16 protein-coding genes and 1 pseudogene are annotated in these 16,330 nt (G+C 42.9%); 4 read left to right on the top strand and 13 right to left on the bottom strand.

The annotated features are described in order from the left end of the window. Positions 1 to 330: 330 nt before the first annotated feature. The 3 genes from parC to V1501_RS10550 form a co-directional block, all read right to left on the bottom strand. Positions 331 to 2,769, bottom strand: coding sequence for a DNA topoisomerase IV subunit A (gene parC / locus V1501_RS10560; protein WP_409293123.1), 2,439 nt, complete (start codon positions 2,767 to 2,769; stop codon positions 331 to 333). A gap of 2 nt (positions 2,770 to 2,771) precedes the next feature. Continuing rightward, the gene (parE, locus tag V1501_RS10555; protein WP_409293122.1) at positions 2,772 to 4,745 is read right to left on the bottom strand and encodes a DNA topoisomerase IV subunit B; all 1,974 of its coding nucleotides are present in this window, start codon (positions 4,743 to 4,745) and stop codon (positions 2,772 to 2,774) included. A 383-nt stretch (positions 4,746 to 5,128) separates the two neighbouring features. Continuing rightward, positions 5,129 to 5,545 carry a CoA-binding protein gene (locus tag V1501_RS10550; RefSeq protein ID WP_409293121.1) on the bottom strand — a complete coding sequence of 139 codons (417 nt, stop codon included), beginning with the start codon at positions 5,543 to 5,545 and terminating at the stop codon, positions 5,129 to 5,131. A gap of 162 nt (positions 5,546 to 5,707) precedes the next feature. On the opposite strand from V1501_RS10550, the gene plsY reads away from it, so the two are divergent. The 3 genes from plsY (at position 5,708) to V1501_RS10535 (ending at position 8,093) form a co-directional block, all read left to right on the top strand. Next, positions 5,708 to 6,298: a glycerol-3-phosphate 1-O-acyltransferase PlsY gene (gene plsY, locus V1501_RS10545; RefSeq protein WP_409293120.1), complete on the top strand. Its 591-nt coding sequence runs from the start codon at positions 5,708 to 5,710 to the stop codon at positions 6,296 to 6,298. A 242-nt stretch (positions 6,299 to 6,540) separates the two neighbouring features. Then, entirely contained in the window at positions 6,541 to 7,686 is a 1,146-nt protein-coding gene (locus tag V1501_RS10540; protein WP_409293119.1) for a CapA family protein, read from the top strand. A 116-nt stretch (positions 7,687 to 7,802) separates the two neighbouring features. Then, positions 7,803 to 8,093 carry a HesB/YadR/YfhF family protein gene (locus tag V1501_RS10535; protein ID WP_409293117.1) on the top strand — a complete coding sequence of 97 codons (291 nt, stop codon included), beginning with the start codon at positions 7,803 to 7,805 and terminating at the stop codon, positions 8,091 to 8,093. 169 nt (positions 8,094 to 8,262) lie between these two features. Here the strand turns inward: V1501_RS10535 and V1501_RS10530 are convergent, their stop codons facing one another. Next, complete coding sequence (locus V1501_RS10530) at positions 8,263 to 8,592, bottom strand: PadR family transcriptional regulator (RefSeq protein WP_409293116.1); 330 nt, start codon at positions 8,590 to 8,592, stop codon at positions 8,263 to 8,265. Positions 8,593 to 9,173: 581 nt separating this feature from the next. Between V1501_RS10530 and V1501_RS10525 the strand changes: the two are divergent. Next, a pseudogene (locus V1501_RS10525) lies at positions 9,174 to 10,034 on the top strand (alpha/beta fold hydrolase). A gap of 105 nt (positions 10,035 to 10,139) precedes the next feature. Here V1501_RS10525 and gvpU read toward each other — a convergent pair. The 9 genes from gvpU to V1501_RS10480 form a co-directional block, all read right to left on the bottom strand. Continuing rightward, positions 10,140 to 10,529 (bottom strand): gas vesicle accessory protein GvpU, encoded by a 390-nt coding sequence (gene gvpU / locus V1501_RS10520; protein ID WP_409293114.1) that lies wholly within the window; start codon positions 10,527 to 10,529, stop codon positions 10,140 to 10,142. A 2-nt stretch (positions 10,530 to 10,531) separates the two neighbouring features. Further along, entirely contained in the window at positions 10,532 to 12,970 is a 2,439-nt protein-coding gene (gvpT, locus tag V1501_RS10515) for a GvpT/GvpP family gas vesicle accessory protein (protein WP_409293112.1), read from the bottom strand. 76 nt (positions 12,971 to 13,046) lie between these two features. Next, positions 13,047 to 13,541: a GvpT/GvpP family gas vesicle accessory protein gene (gene gvpT, locus V1501_RS10510; RefSeq protein ID WP_409293111.1), complete on the bottom strand. Its 495-nt coding sequence runs from the start codon at positions 13,539 to 13,541 to the stop codon at positions 13,047 to 13,049. Positions 13,542 to 13,555: 14 nt separating this feature from the next. After that, positions 13,556 to 13,888, bottom strand: coding sequence for a gas vesicle protein GvpJ (gene gvpJ, locus V1501_RS10505; RefSeq protein WP_409293109.1), 333 nt, complete (start codon positions 13,886 to 13,888; stop codon positions 13,556 to 13,558). A 26-nt stretch (positions 13,889 to 13,914) separates the two neighbouring features. Continuing rightward, on the bottom strand, positions 13,915 to 14,199 hold the full coding sequence (locus V1501_RS10500) for a gas vesicle protein K (protein ID WP_409293107.1): 285 nt from the start codon (positions 14,197 to 14,199) through the stop codon (positions 13,915 to 13,917). Next, positions 14,171 to 14,443, bottom strand: a complete 273-nt coding sequence (locus tag V1501_RS10495; RefSeq protein ID WP_409293106.1) for a gas vesicle protein — start codon at positions 14,441 to 14,443, stop codon at positions 14,171 to 14,173. Before V1501_RS10495 ends, V1501_RS10500 begins: the two co-directional genes overlap by 29 nt. 36 nt (positions 14,444 to 14,479) lie before the next feature. Continuing rightward, positions 14,480 to 15,286: a GvpL/GvpF family gas vesicle protein gene (locus V1501_RS10490; protein WP_409293104.1), complete on the bottom strand. Its 807-nt coding sequence runs from the start codon at positions 15,284 to 15,286 to the stop codon at positions 14,480 to 14,482. Beyond that, the gene (locus V1501_RS10485; protein WP_409293103.1) at positions 15,286 to 15,549 is read right to left on the bottom strand and encodes a gas vesicle protein GvpG; all 264 of its coding nucleotides are present in this window, start codon (positions 15,547 to 15,549) and stop codon (positions 15,286 to 15,288) included. Before V1501_RS10485 ends, V1501_RS10490 begins: the two co-directional genes overlap by 1 nt. Then, entirely contained in the window at positions 15,549 to 16,316 is a 768-nt protein-coding gene (locus V1501_RS10480; protein ID WP_409293101.1) for a GvpL/GvpF family gas vesicle protein, read from the bottom strand. The genes V1501_RS10485 and V1501_RS10480 overlap by 1 nt, the downstream gene beginning before the upstream one ends. Between the last annotated feature and the right edge of the window lie 14 nt (positions 16,317 to 16,330).

Here is a 16,330-nt window from a genome sequence, read left to right as displayed (position 1 = left end):
CTAAAAAATCAAGGATAATCTTAGTATCAAGGATATAGCAATCCCCTGAATGAGAGTTTCATTCTTATGGATTCCAATCCAATCTAATTTCTTTGTTCCTAAGTTAACACGAAAAACTGGGTTGCCGCACATCCCTTTGAATGTATTACCTTCATGCTAATTACCGTTTTCACCTACTCCGGTTGTATCCTGTTGCCACAATAATTAATGTCACGATTGTCGGTAACAATTGTAAAGTATGGCAAGGTTGAAAGCGTTAGGTATTTTTTTTATACGTTCCGCTGAATAGCCCCTCAAAAGAAAAAACCCGGCAGCCGCCGGGTTTTACTTTTAAGATTCTGGATTTTCGGCTGCAGCTTCTGCCCATATTTCAATGACTTTTCCATTTTCGGCTTCATCCACTAAAAATGATCCATTGGTATAGCGGTCACTGAATCGAATGGAGGACACTGGCGTTTTTTCAATCTGCCCCTTCTGTGTGAGGAGCACTAGAACAGTTTGATTGACAGCCGGTATTGCTCCGACAACCCGGTGAGGATGGGATTTGAGCTCCCTGAGCATGACAAGACCCCGCTTTGCCCGGGAGGACCTTTCAAACTCCTTGAGCTTCATACGCTTAACAGCTCCCCTCTGGGTCGCTATAACGATACTTTCCATGTTATCCCCGCTTAACAGGATGGCTGATGTAACGAAATCCCCTTCCTTCAGGCTGATTCCCTTAACACCTGCGGCGCGGGCTCCCACCGGACTGACTTCATCTTCCCCGAACCAAAGAGCATACCCGTAATGGGTGGCAAGGAACACATCACTGTGCCCGGCTGTCAGGTGAATATCCACGACTTCATCCTCGCCCTTAAGATTGATGGCTACAAGAGGCTTTGAGTAGCGCTGGGCTTTATATAAGGCAAGTTCTGTTTTCTTTGCCATTCCATTTTTCGTAAAGAACAAAAGATGCTGCGGCTGGTCGAAGTCCTTGATCGGAATGGCTTTTACAATCTGTTCGTCCCGGCTTATCGGAACCAGGCTGGCAATATGCTGGCCGACATCCTTCCAGCGGATATCCGGAAGCTGGTGGACGGGACAATACAAATAACTTCCTTTGTTGGTGAATACCAGAAGTACATCTGTTGTATTCATTTCAAATTGGCACAGCAGCCTGTCCGCATCTTTCATGCCGTAATCCTGGCCGCCTGATGCTGAATAAGAGCGCAGGCTGGTCCTTTTGATATAGCCTTCCTTGGTAATCGTAACCATTACATCCTCGCTCGCCACAAGGACTTCAAGATTGATCTTGATTTCTTCGATTTCATCTTCAATTTTGCTTCTTCTAGTATCATTATATTTCTTATGAACTTCCTTCAGTTCCTTTTTGATAACAGAGAAAAGCTTTTTCTCGTTCTCAAGGATCGCCCTTAATTCCTTGATCTTCTTTTCGAGCTCGTCTGCCTCCTGCTGGAGGGCTGTGATGTCTGTATTGGTCAACCGGTAAAGCTGGAGGGAGACGATCGCTTCTGCCTGGGGCTCCGTGAAGCCAAAAGCTGCCATCAGGTTCTCCTTGGCATCTTTCTTATCTTTGGAGGCACGGATGGCAGCGATGACTTCGTCCAGGATGGACAGCGCCCTCATAAGCCCCTGTACGATATGCTCCCTGTCCTGTGCCTTGGCAAGGTCAAATTTGGAACGGTTGACGATTACTTCCTTCCGGTGATCGATATATGCATCGAGCAGCTGGGGCAGACCCATCAGGGTCGGCCGTTTCTTGTGGATGGCGACCATATTCAGGTTGTAAGTCACCTGAAGGTCGGAATTCTTATAAAGATATTTCAGAACTCCGTCTGCATCCGCTTCCTTTTTCAGCTCTATGACAATCCGGAGACCGGTTCTGTCTGTTTCGTCCCGCACCTCGGAAATGCCTTCCACTTTCCGGTCCAGCCTGAATTCATCAATCTTGCGGACAAGATTCGCCTTGTTCACTTCAAACGGAATCTCAGTCACCACAATCTGCTGCTTGCCTCCGCGGACACTTTCAATTTCAGCCTGGCCGCGGATGATGATTTTCCCTTTTCCGGTCTCGTAGGCTTTTTTGATGCCGTCTTTTCCCTGGATGATTCCCCCAGTAGGGAAATCCGGTCCTTTTATGACCGTCATTAATTCCTCGACGGTGCTCTCGGGGTGATCGATCCGCATGATGGCTGCGTCAATCACTTCCCCAAGCTGATGCGGCGGAATTTCTGTGGCATAACCTGCGGAGATGCCGGTAGATCCATTTACCAGCAGATTGGGATAAGTTGCCGGCAGGACCACCGGTTCCTTCGCCGTATCATCAAAGTTGGGAATGAAATCGACGGTCTTTTTATCAATATCGCGGAGCAGTTCCCCGGCAATGGCCGAAATCCTAGCCTCCGTATAACGCATGGCAGCCGGCGGATCGCCGTCAAGGCTCCCGTTGTTTCCGTGCATTTCTATGAGCAGCTTCCTGAGTTTCCAGTCCTGGCTCATCCTTACCATGGCTTCATAAACGGAGCTGTCACCGTGGGGGTGATAATTACCGATAACATTTCCCACCGTCTTGGCTGATTTCCTGAAGCCTTTTTCATGGGTATTGCCTTCCTCATGCATTGCGAACAGGATTCTCCGCTGTACCGGCTTCAATCCATCCCTGGCATCAGGAAGTGCACGGTCCTGAATAATGTATTTACTATAGCGTCCAAACCGGTCTCCAATTACATCTTCAAGCGGGAGGTCACGAAATTTTTCTACTGATGACATCTTTACTCGACCTCCTCTTCCACGTGGATATTTTCGTTTTCAAGTATATTCGTCTCATCTTCAAGGCTGAAGGCTACGTTGGATTCTATCCATTTCCTGCGGGGTTCGACCTTATCCCCCATTAGGGTGGTCACCCTTCGCTCAGCGCGTGCGATATCATCGATTTTGACCCTGATGAGTGTCCGTGTTTCTGGATTCATGGTGGTCTCCCAGAGCTGATCGGCATTCATCTCGCCAAGTCCTTTATAGCGCTGGATGATATAGCCCCTGCCTACCTTTTTCATGGCACCCTGCAATTCCTCATCGCTCCAGGCGTATTCAATGATTTCCTTCTTTCCGGATCCTTTTGATACCTTATAAAGCGGAGGCAGCGCGATATAGACCTTCCCATGCTCAATCAGCTGTTTCATATAGCGGTAGAAGAAGGTTAACAGAAGAACCTGGATATGTGCACCGTCCGTATCTGCATCCGTCATGATCACCACTTTGTCATAGTTAATGTCTTCGACGCTGAAATCAGGTCCGACTCCCCCGCCAATGGCGTGGATGATCGTATTGATTTCCTCATTTTTGAATATATCTGCAAGCTTAGCCTTTTCTGTGTTGATTACCTTGCCCCGAAGCGGCAGGACTGCCTGGAACTTACGGTCACGCCCCTGCTTGGCGGAACCTCCGGCAGAATCCCCTTCCACCAGATATATTTCGTTTCTGGCCGGATTCCTGGACTGGGCAGGAGTCAGCTTCCCTGACAGCATTGCATCGGACTTTTTCCGCTTTTTCCCGCTCCGTGCTTCCTCCCTGGCCTTTCTGGCGGCTTCCCTTGCCTGATAAGCCTTGATTGACTTTTTGATGAGCAGGGAACTGATGTCCGGATTCTCCGCAAGGAAGTAAGCAAGATGCTCAGAAACCATGGCATCTACACTTGAGCGTGCTTCACTGGTCCCAAGCTTACTTTTGGTCTGTCCTTCGAATTGAAGCAGTTCTTCCGGGATCCTTACCGAAACAATGGCAGACAGGCCTTCCCGAATGTCTGAGCCTTCAAGGTTTTTATCCTTTTCCTTCAAGAGGCCGGATTTCCTGGCATATTCATTGAACACACGCGTCATTGCGGTCTTTGCCCCTATTTCATGGGTACCGCCATCCTTCGTTCTGACATTGTTGACAAAGCTCAGGATGGATTCGGAATATCCGTCATTGAATTGAAACGCAAAATCCACCTCGATGCTGTTCTGTTCTCCTTCAAAGCTCACTACTTTGTGAAGAGGATCCTTTTCCTCATTAATATATTCGACAAATGCCTCTATTCCAGTTTCATACTGAAACACTTCCCTCAGGCGGTCCCTGTCATCAATGATTTCAATTTTCATTCCTTTAAGAAGGAAAGCGGATTCCCTGAGTCTTTCGCATAATGTTTCATAATTGAAGACGGTTGTAGAGAATATGGAGGAGTCGGGCTTAAAGAAGATGGTTGTGCCGGTCTGGTTGGTCTTTCCAATTTTCTCAAGGGTCGTCTCCGGCTTGCCGCCGTTAACGAAGCGCTGCTGGTAAACAAATCCATCCCTCTTGATCGTGACAGTAAGCCATTCAGAGAGGGCATTAACCACAGAGGCTCCGACACCATGCAGCCCTCCGCTCGTCTTATAGCCGCCCTGTCCGAATTTTCCTCCTGCATGCAGGACGGTAAGGATGATTTCAGGAGTCGGTTTACCCAGCTTGTGCATGCCAACCGGCATGCCCCGGCCTTTATCCTCGACCGATATAGAATTATCCTTGTGGATCTTCACAATAATGTGGCTGCCAAAGCCAGCCAGCGCCTCATCCACAGAATTATCGACTATTTCATAAACCAGGTGATGAAGCCCCCGGTAATCAGTGCTGCCTATATACATGCCGGGACGCTTCCTTACAGCCTCCAGCCCTTCCAGCACCTGGATGGCATCATCGTTGTATTCTATTGGTTTTACATTCTTTGACACTTAAAATCCCCTTTCTATACGTGCAAAAGCCGTTCTCACGGGCAAGAAGCTTATTTCTTTATTTAAAAGCTTCCGCCTAAGCAGGTACCTTAATTATAGCCCATTCACAAAGAAAGAACAAATGTTCCTATTGAATGCGGATCTTGAATTCACGGCTCTTTATAAAAGCCTGTCCCTTTTATTTTAGCTGTTATCCGCTGATTAGCAATATCCCTTAAATATTTAATGAGAAAGAATCCTTTATGTAATGATCCTGCCTGCTGTCCTGCTCTTGTATATTATCCTTGTACTTAACCCCGGTAAGTATATCATTTTTTCATCCCAATACAAAGGGAGCACCAGAGATGCTCCCTTTTCTGCTTATTATGGATACTGCCCGCGGACTACATGGTCATTGCATGTTCTACTTTGATGCATCTGTCCATTATGACAACTGCCCCTTTTTCCTTTAGAAATTGGTAAGCCTCTTCATTATAGAGCCCCAGCTGAGCCCAAAATACGTCCGCTTCAGCCTCTGCAAATTCTTTGGCTGCATCCAGCAGGAATTCCGAGCGCCTGAAGACATTTACAATATCTATATGGCCGTCAATCTCACTGAGGGACCGGACAGGCTGGACACCAAGAATCGGCGATTTCGCTTCCGGATTGACAGGTATAATCTCATAGCCTGCATTCTGCATGGCTTCCGAGACCATATACGAAGTCTTATTCGGGTTCTCTGACAGCCCGATCACGGCAATTCTCTTTGCCTTTTTTAAAATGTTACCGATTTCTTCCCTTGAAGGATTTTCCATGCTCATTCACTCCTTATAAATGCTGGTCCATCTAACATTATGTAATTCCCTGAAAATCCCCGGCCTAATCTCATAACTCCGCCTAAAATTTATTGTGAAACAAATCATGGATTTTTACTGAACTCATGGTAAAATAAATTACACAAATAGCAGAAAGGGTAATCTGAAATGACGATTGTAGTTTTGGCATTGGCTTATCTTATAGGATCGATCCCTTCAGGCTTGATCATAGGAAAGCTTTTTTATAAAACGGACATCAGGCAGCATGGCAGCGGCAACCTGGGAGGCACCAATACCTTTAGGATCCTCGGCAAGAAGGCGGGCATCATAGTGACCCTGATGGATATATTCAAAGGAACGCTTGCGGTGGTCCTTCCCCATTTACTGGGCGTGGATATCCACCCTTTATTAGCCGGCGTATTTGCCGTAATCGGCCATATGTATCCACTGTTTGCCGGCTTCAAAGGCGGCAAAGCTGTAGCAACCTCCGGCGGCTTGATTCTCGGCTATGTTCCGATTATGTTCATACTAGTGCTGGCAATATTCTTAATCTGCCTCTACATAACGAAATATGTATCACTTTCTTCTATATTAACAGCAGTCTGCGCTCTCATTTATACCCTGGTCATCTGGGATATCCCCCTCATCATCGTCATATCGGTGCTCACGATTTTCATCATATACCGTCACAGGGCGAATCTTGTCAGGATCAAAAATGGCACAGAACCAAAAGTGAAATGGCTGACAAAGAGTAAATAAAACATGGGTTCCTATAATGGGAATCCATGTTTTTTTGTGGAACAGGGGCGAAAGCTGCATGTATGCAATGCTCCGCTCCACCGTTTTTTTTGTTTGGTCCTGTTTTTGTCCAGGTTCCTTTTGCGAGTAGAAAACGCATGCTCACTTGGCTTAAACGAAAATTATAGGATGTCATCTATATATTTCCTTAGTCTTTTCATATAATAATTAAAATACATTCTCTGAAAAACAGGAGAACGCCGATGAAAAAAATATATATTCAAGGGGCAGCAGTCACTGCTGTCCTTACCTTGATCCTCGCTGCCGCTTTATATACAGCAGAACGCCGCACGCCTTTCAGGGAAAGTAAAAAGGAAACAGCCTCGGTTCACATGAGGGAAAGCCGCCTTACGAACAAGAAAGCGAAAACCAGTGCGGTGATCGGCGCTGTCGGCGACATTCTTCTCCATGATGTGGTGTATGAGGATGCCTGCCGCCACAACCGGTGCCAGTTTGACCAGATGTTCTCAGGCGTTAAATCCTACATGCAGAATCCGGATTTGCTGATTGCAAACCAGGAATCCATGATTGGAGGAAGTGAACTTGGCCTTTCCTCGTATCCTTCATTCAACAGCCCTTATGAAATAGCGGATACACTGAAAAGGATGGGAGTGGACCTTGTTACCATATCTAATAACCACTCCATGGATCATGGCGAAAAAGCACTGCAAAGGGCCATTGCCCATTATGAAAATATCAACATGCCATATACAGGCGCCTATAAAGATAAAAAAGACAGTGGAAAACTAAGAATCATCACAAAAAAAGGGATTTCCTTTGGCTTCCTTTCATACACCTATGGTTTAAACGGAAATTCCCTGCCTGCTGGAAAACCATATATGGTAAATCTCTTTACTATAGATAAGGCATTGAAGGATATACGCGAGGCAAGGACTAAAGTGGATGCAGTTGTTGTCAGTACACACTGGGGCAGCGAGTATGAAAGACTTCCTGCGGATGATCAGAAGAATTGGGCCAGAATGATGGCCGAGGCTGGTGCTGATATCATCATCGGCCATCACCCGCATGTTTTGCAGCCGATAGAATGGATTGAACATGGTGATCGGCGCAGCCTTGCCGTTTATTCGCTGGGGAATTTTTTATCTGGCCAATTCAACGATTTTAAGGATATTGGAGGAATACTTTCAGTTACGGTTAGTAAGGAAAAAACAATTGAGGCTGCCAGGATCTCGATTGATTCCTTCCAGTTTACCCCTACCTTTACTACTAGCAGCAACAGGCGTAATTTTAGGATTTTCCCCCTTTTGGAAGCAGAGGAAATGGGATTATTGAGAAAAAAGGAGAGCTATACAGAAACAATGGCGCATATGACACGCTGGATCAAATGAAAATAGTACGTTTAAAGGATGCCAGCCTGATTTAAAATAAGGCTTGATATTCGATTTCCCACCCCTTTTCATCTATACTGATTATATTGATATACATGCGGGAAGGAGCACATTTCATGCAAATAAAAATCAGCGAAGAAGCTTTAAAATGGTACACAGAAGAAATGGATCTGAAAAAGGGCGACTTTGTCCGTTTTCTAGCCCGATATGGTGGCTGCAGTACCGTTCAGAGTGGATTTTCCCTAGGCATCTCTAAGGATGACCCAATCAACCCGGGAGCTTCCGTCCAGAAAAATGATATTACTTTCTTTGTTGAAGAGAGTGATTTATGGTATTTTGACAATCATGACCTGGAAGTAATTTATAACGAAAAGTTTGAGGAGCCCGAACTTCTTTACAATAATTGATTAAAAAACAGGCAGCAATTTGCTGCCTGTTTTTTAATGCAAAGAAAGAAATAACAGCAAAGGTTCCGCTTTTGAATTATTAATTCTTGCGTTTTTTTGCCGGAATACTACAAACACCGCATAACAATTATACAGTTTCATGCATAGTTGATTTGCTGTTTTTAAAAATCTATTCTGTGTAAAACAGCAGTTTTATCAGTTCGCTCTGAAAAATGCTCCACTCTTTTTTTTGTCTGTTGAGCTCCGCTTTTCCCTCTGTGGATAACTTATAATATTTCCGCTGCGGCCCCTCCTTCGAAACAGCCGAGTAACTTTCTATAAATCCTTTTTCCTCGAGCTTCTTCAATAACGGATACAACGTCCCCTCCTTTAGCATAATATAGCCTTCACTGGCCTTGTTCACTTTGGAGCTCAGTTCGTATCCATACATATCCTTCACATCCAGGAATGTGAGTATGATCATCTCTGTGATTCCTTTAACCAGCTCTGTTTTTCTCATAAATTCCTCCTATCCACAACTACATTGGAATCCGATATACTTGTTGATAATAGTTATCCACAGCTACATCGGATACTTATATAGCTATTTTAACAAAGAATCCATGGTATTAAGAGTTTAATATCCTGCTATACAAGCAGAAGCCCGGCGCGAAGCGCTCTTTCTTTCCAAACCAGATTGATGGTGAATAAAGGGCCAAACTCTGGAACTGGATCAGGATAAGGAGTCTGGTGCACGAAGCAAGAGTCCACTTGCTAAATGATTAATGCTTAAGAGCTTTTGGATTTCGTAAAACTCATACTTCTTGGGTTTTAAAACTTTTTTATTCCTCCCCTCCTCCCTCTTATATGTTAGTACCTTTCCTTCTGAATTACGTACAGGGCTATCCCCGGAGATCCCGATAAAAGATGTAATGGGAGTCGGAAGATGGCCTATTCCCTGTGGGACAGGAAAAGAACTCACCAAGTTATTTGCTGCATGGTTTTTAAAGTGGAAGAAAAAAAGTTGGTAGGCAGTCAGTACAAGAGTATATTTAAATTATGTAAGCAATATAGCTTTGCTTTTTTAGAAAGGAAGATTAAATGGGGAATTGGGTCAGGAATCTGCTAAAAACACAACGTGGTGTATTCGAAATATTTATAAAGGGCGAAGGAGAACCACTATGTGTTACCCATCATTATTCAGAGTTTAATCAGACAGGGGATTATTTTGCAGAGACATTTACAAAAACAAACAAAGTATATTTAATAAACTTAAGAGAAGCAGGCAATTCAGAGAAAGCCGCAGAGCCTTATCAATTAAGTTTTTTAGAAACAATATTTGACATAGAAGCTATTCGAGAAGAATTAGGCTTAGAAAAATGGGGATTTGCCGGGCATTCAACTGGAGGTATGTTAGGTATTATCTACTGAATATACTTTTCAAAATCTCTAAAATTTAATGTGATTGTCGGAGCTGCCGCAAGAGAATATATGACGTTCTCAAAAGACTGTATTTATAATCCTGGCCACTCTAAATTTAACAGAATGCAAGAACTAAACGAGACCTTAAAACGTTCAGATATTACACCAGAAAAAAGACAAGAGCTAAAAGCTGAAAGAACGAAACTATCTTTATTCAACCCTGAAAAATTTGATGAGCTTTTTAAGCGAAACATTAGTAAAGGGTTATCTGCAATTCGCATGAATTTCTTTAACCGGGAATTGCAGATTTTTGATGTAACAAAAAAACTGGAAAATATATTCACCCCTACTTTAATCATTTGCGGAAGAAAAGATGTTCAGTGCCCGGTAATATACTCTATTGAAATGAAAGAAGGAATACCCCATTCCAAGTTTGAGATCTTTGAGAAAAGTAATCATTACCCATTCTTAGAAGAAGCAGAAAAATTTACTGACGTTTATAATTTATTTATAGAGGAACTTTACGAAAACAGCCTTTAATTGCAGACAGTCCCGATAAAGAAGACTTGCTGATGGGCACCATACTGAAAAAAAGCAATTGCCAGCTCCCCCACTGACAATTGCTTTTATTTGCTGTTATGAATACTATGAATCTTTTTCACTGCTATCATAAATTTTCCCTAAAAAGAATCCATCGATTTCAGCTAATTTACCACGCCAGAGTATTTTCCCTTTAGAAGGAGTAGGTTTGCTGTCGCCACAGTAAACTTTTGCTTCCTTCATATGGATGAAGTTCGCCTCGGAATTTTCCTTTTGGGATGATTCACCGGCCTGTGCCATCTGCTCGCTGATCGCCTGGGCGATGTCATTTCCATCTTCAAACGTTTCACTCAGCGAACTGAAATACTCCTTTGCTGAAATCATTGTACCTGTAATTACTGCGCCTTTAACATTTAAGGTAATATCCAGTTCAAAATCATGCTTATTTGCAGCCTGGACTAAAAATTCCAGAATATTGTCCTTTGTACTGCTCATCGTCAAGTCTCCTTTCGCAGCTTATTTAGAAGCAGATAAGTTTCTTCATCTGCAGAGACTGCGGAATAGTCATTTTCATTCATGTCCGCGAGTTTGGGTGTCGATTCCACATTATATGGGATACTTTTGCTCTTACCAGCTTTACTTTTTTTCTTACTGGACTTATTTTCATTTTTTACATTGTTATTTTTTTTTGAGTTTTTTTTTTCTTGATTTTTACTTGCTTCATCCGAATTACCTTGATTCTCATCCTCGGAATCATCCGGCTCATTCTCATCTTCGTCCTGATCAGCTTTATTAGTTTCATCCTGATCATTCTTATCTTGATTGGAAACGGACTCTCCGCCGTTGTTAGAGTCTTTTGAAGAATCTCCAGCGGCATTTTGATTGTCTGTGCCGTTTTCTTGCTTTTTATTTTCATCTGTTTCTTCAGATTCATCAGGGTTTAGATCACTGGATTCTTTATTTTGGTCCTCGTTTTTCACATCACTTTCTGTTGATTCACTTTCAGTACCATCTTCTTGCTCTTTACTCTCCTTCTTATCTTCTGAGTCATCTGATCTCTCTTCACTTGAATCTTGATTTTGATCTTTGTTTTTTACGTCACTTTCAGTTTTTTCACTGTCAGTACCATTTCCCTGCTCTTTATCTTCGTCTTGGTTCTTAGAGCTATCGGTGTTTTCTGATGTTTCTTCACTATCTTCTGAGTCCTGATTCCCGCTGTCGGCCTGACTGTTCTGACCGCTGTCTCCAGAGATTTCAGTTCTTACACCTGAATCTTCTGTTTCACTGCCCTCTGATTCACTTGAGCTGATATTATGCTGGCTGCCTTGCTTATTGTCTTCATTGTCTTCATCTTCATTTTTTTCATTGGATGAGTTTTCATCCTGGCCTTGTTCAGTATTTGTATTTTGTTCGCTGTCTTGCTGTTCTTTATCACTTCCGAAGTCTGTCAATGCAGTCTGGTTTTGATTTTCGCTGCCATCTGTTTGCTCTTTGTCTTCAGATAGATCTCTATTACCTAATTGATCTCTGTCATCTGTTTGTTCATTATCTTCTGTTTGTTCAGTGTCTGCTAAATCGTTTGATGATCCGCTTTGTTTCTCTTCCTCTGAACCACCATCACTGTCTGATCCTTCGTTATTTTGATCTTCTGACTTATCTTCCTCAGCTGTTAAATTTTTTTTTTGAGTTTCCTGAGAATCTTCCTTTTCTTCGTCCGTATCAGATGTTTCTTCCTGCCCCCGGCCCTTTTTTTCCAGCATGGCGGAAAGAAGTCCCTCTATCTTGCCTAAACGGTCCTGAAGATTTTTATTTTCTTCTTTTAGTGACTCGTACTCTTGATTTCCTGACTGCTGGGAATTATCGGTGCTGTCTGACTGTCCGTCTTGATTGCTTCCAGATTCCCTGCTGCTGTCGTTTTGCTGCTCGGAAGATTCTGTTTCAGAACTTTCCCGGTTTTCTGGGCTTTTTGATTCAGATTGATTTTTATCCCTTTCAGTATCGCCCTCTGAAGTTTCTTCCTGATTTAAACCGTGATTTTGTCCTTCAGGCTTTGATGCTTCAGTTTTTTGATTATTCTCCTCTTGCTGGGGCTGTGATTCTTCACTTCCCTCGTTTTCGCCAGATGCTGACTGATCTTCTTTGGCTTGTAAATTGACTTCCTTGTTTCCTTCTGGCTGAGACTCTGATCCCTCGGAACCTTCTGGCTTGGATTGCGAAGTCTCACCGCTGTCCTGAGATTCGGATTTGCTGTCCCCAAGTGAGGATTTCAGGTATGATCCAGACCCTTGGTCCTCTGTATCCTGCTCATTATTACCCTGAGGATCAGAATTCTCCTCTTTGTCTTCTTGTCCAATTCTTTCTTGATCTGAAGTATTTGAAGGCTGTTCATTTGAAGATTTATTATTTTTTTGCCCTGATTTCTCTTGAAGGAGCCTGGAAAGCAATTCTTCCAGCGAATCAAGCCGCTTATTTACATCTTCCTTACTTGACTCATTGGATGCACTTTGTGAATCATTTGACTGCCCCTTAGCAGCTCCGTCTTCTGCTTCTTCTTTCCTGGATTCCCCACTGCCTTTATGGAACAGTTTAGATGCAGAGTTTTTCACTGATTCAAAGCCTTTTTTCGATGTTTCCTTCACAGCCTGTCCTATATCAGATCCTTTGCTGGAAAGCTTTTCCCCATCAAACACTTCTTTTAGCTTTTTCCCGGTTTCCGGAGAGGCCGCATAGCCGATTGCAGCACCAATCAAGCCGCCTGCCAGCGAACGAATCAGCTGGCTGTTATTTGAGCCCTGCTTTTTTGTAACTTCATTATCTTCATTCTGCTTATCATTTTTTGATTCATCTGTCTGATTTTGATTATTCTTGGTTTCTTCTGTCTGATTTTCGTCATTCTTCAATTCTTCGGTCTGGTTATTTTTTGTTTCTTCTGCCATGTTAAAAATCCCTCCAAATAGTAGATATACTGCATCATTTATATTGTTTTAGCCCATCAATAAATCAATGAATCTATCAGCCTTCAGAAAGCTGTGCGAGCATCTTTTCCAGGCGGTCCAGGCGGTCATTTATATTATCGCTGGTCTTTTCATTAGTCTTTTCATTGGTCGTATCATTTTCTTTCTTGGATGATTGTTCACAACCTGGATTGCTGGGTTCCTCCATACCGGAATGGAGTCTTGTTTCGTTTTCAGAACCGTCTTCCTGCTCGTTAGAATAGCCGTCTATAGAAACATTTTCTTTTTTGTTAAACAGGCTGGCGGTGGATTTCTTTACGGATGCTGCAGCTTTTTTTGACTTTTCCTTTACTGATTTGCCTAGACCGGCACCTGAACTTTTAAGTTTTTCTCCACTCTTGAATTCCATTAGCTTTTTGGCGTTCTCTGGAGTAGCTAAATAGCCGACAGCTGCTCCGATCACTCCTCCGGCAAGAGTCCGTTTTAGTGCATTTCCTTCATCTTTCTTTTCGTTCGTTCTCGTTTCTTGATTTTCCTTATTGGTCTGTTCCAAAATCAAAACTCCCATCAGTAATTAATTTCTGGTGATTTTAATCGGTTAGAAGCCATCTTTTTTTCCAGTGCCTCCAGCCTTTCCTGAAGCCTTTTGTTTTCTTGTATAAGTTCATTATTGCTGCTGTCGGCTGCCTTGGAAGACAGGTATGGATCTGTTTCCCACCAATCCATGCCTATTTCCTTAGCCTTATCTACAGATGCGACAATAAGGCGTATTTTTATAGTCAATAACTCAACGTCAGCAATTCCTACTGTAATGTCACCTGCGATAACTACGCCTTTATCGAGTATCTTTTCCAGGACATCCACAATTGAGCTGGATTGTACATTATGTTCAATTGCCATTTTGGATTCCACCTTCTACCTTTTTGTTATAGCAAACTTCCCAATGGACCCAGATCAATGTTTAGGTCTTCTGCATCAAGACCAAAGATTTCTTTTAATTCTTCCATTTTTTCTTCCAGGTTCATCAGGGCTTCCCCCAAGTCCTCAATTTGTTCATCTGTCAGGGTCCCGCCCTCGACCCGTCTGATCGCGTGCCTTTCAACGATCTGTCTGAGCAGCTCTATAACCGTTAAAACAAGCTGCGCCAGTCCATGTTCTGCATTGCCCGGATCGAGATTGATTTTACCACTTGCCTGGCTGGCCGGTTGCATCGATCAACTCCTCCCTCTGTCTATCGAATTGTTCGGATGATATCGGTTGGCGGGTCCCATTCTGGGCTTGGACCAGTGATTCGACGGAAGCAATCAATAGTCTCAGATCTAAATACACAAGATCGACACCCGCAATGGAAATAACTAAATCTGCTTTTAAGGCGACACCTTTATCCAGAATGACATCCAAAATATCAATTAAGCCGATATCCTTGTTCTCTATTGTTTCTCTTATAGAAGACATATCATTTATTCCTCACTTTATTGTACGAAAGGCGCTTTAATAAAAACTGGAAAAATGGTAGGCCGGCCACGGTCCTGACGCTTCAAAGCGCCATCCTTTTTCCTTCATGTCCTTTTCATACTCCTGAATTTGCTGCAGGAATTCCTCTACCCCGGATACCGGAATAAGATAGACGCTATTCCAGGTCATATTCTCTTTCCGGCCCGTCACGTCCTTGTTCCAGGTTCTTTTGATGTGCCCTTTAAGAGTGAATGTCTGGAGATGTTCATGAATCTTTTCGCTGATTTTATTTTTTTCTTCCTCCAGTTCAGCATCGATCAGCTTATCAAGCTTTTTCTTTTCGAAAAATTGTTTTCCCTTTGGCAGCTGATTAATTTCTTCCCTTTTGGTTTCTATCGATACATTATTTTTACTTATTTCTTCCTTTAACAGCTTGTCATCGCAGTAGATTTTGAAATTCCACTCTTCATTCCCGGTAAGCAGTTCCAGAGTGTCCACCAGTTTAGTTTCATTGGTCTGTACAGCCTGCACCAGGCTTCCCTGGTTCTTATAAAGTGTGCAGAACTTCAAGGGAATGATGGTATATTCGTTTGACAGCTTTAATACTGTTTCATGATGGTGAAATGCTTTCTCCTGCAGCCATTCCATATCATTATTCGTTTTGTCCTTGATAATATCTTCTGAGTTCTCTAACGGATCAAGGCTTGATACAACTGCTGCAATACTGCCTATCTCGATGGTATATATTTCTTCTTTTCCATCAAACCCTTTTAATGCTGGGAGCGGCTGCTGCTCTATCCCACCTGCCGGAACGAGTCCGTATAAATAAATGAGACGGTCCATCAAAATTGTCCTTTCTTCTTGGTCATCTCTTCCCATTGTTCCATTTCTAAACGTTTGGCGACTTCATAGCGCAAGAGAAGCTCTTCCTCTTTGGCGAGATAAGCCTCTTCAGGTATTTCTTCAAGCTCAAACATCATCTGGAGCTGAATCAGCTTCTGCTGGATGGTAGGAAGGTCATACAGCTCTTTATCTGCTTCTTCTTTTACCTTTTGTCCAATCTTTATGACAAGGTTTATAGGAGCCGATACCAGTTTATGAATCATTAATCATCCTCTACCTTGAGCCGGATATTTATGAAATTATAGGCTGGCCATGGCCCGCTGTAATTGAATTCAGCCTTATCCTTCCACTTCTCGTATAGCTCATTTATTTTATTATCAAACTCAGATTCCTTGTTTTTGTCTACCAGGAAAGCAGAATTCAAGAGCATTTTCTCGCTGATTGGATCATTCGCTTTTGACGCTTCAGCTATTTCAGATAACGGATTAAAAACTTCCCGCTTCAAGTCTTGCTGTAAAGAAGTGATCAGTTTCTGCGCTGCCCCTCCTATTTCAATACGTTCATAATAACTGGCTGCTTCGGATTTACCCTGGACTGCCTTGGCCATCTTATCTATTTTGGAGTCCTGGGCCACAAGTGATTCAAGCCATTCCTTCTTGCCGATTACTTTGAGACCAAGCTCAACCTTGCCTTTTATTTCTGGGAAAAGTTTTTTAAATTGTGGATATAAATTTTCAAGCAGCACGCTCACATCTGCCTTCGATTTGAAGATATTGCCGAAGCTTACCGGAATAACTGTGTCGTTCCTTTTCATAACACTTGAAACAGCATTTTGGTGCATCATCAGATTGTTCTTATTCGGATGATAAATTTTCATGGGAAACTCTGCGGCTACCATGGCTGAATCCTGGTACCTGATGGTAAATAGCTCCTTTTTTTCCCCATCTAATTCGATTTCTCCAAATTCCTCATCCTTGTCTGTCTGTATTCCACAGAATATATAAATGCCCATAGACTCTTCTTGACTCATTGCAAAACTCTCCT

This window comes from Paraperibacillus esterisolvens, from assembly GCF_046237625.1.
In the GTDB taxonomy this organism is placed as follows: Bacteria; Bacillota; Bacilli; order Bacillales; family DSM-1321; genus Paraperibacillus; species Paraperibacillus esterisolvens.
The sequence above is the reverse complement of the archived record's forward strand: the minus strand, read 5'-3'. Positions and strand labels throughout refer to the sequence as shown.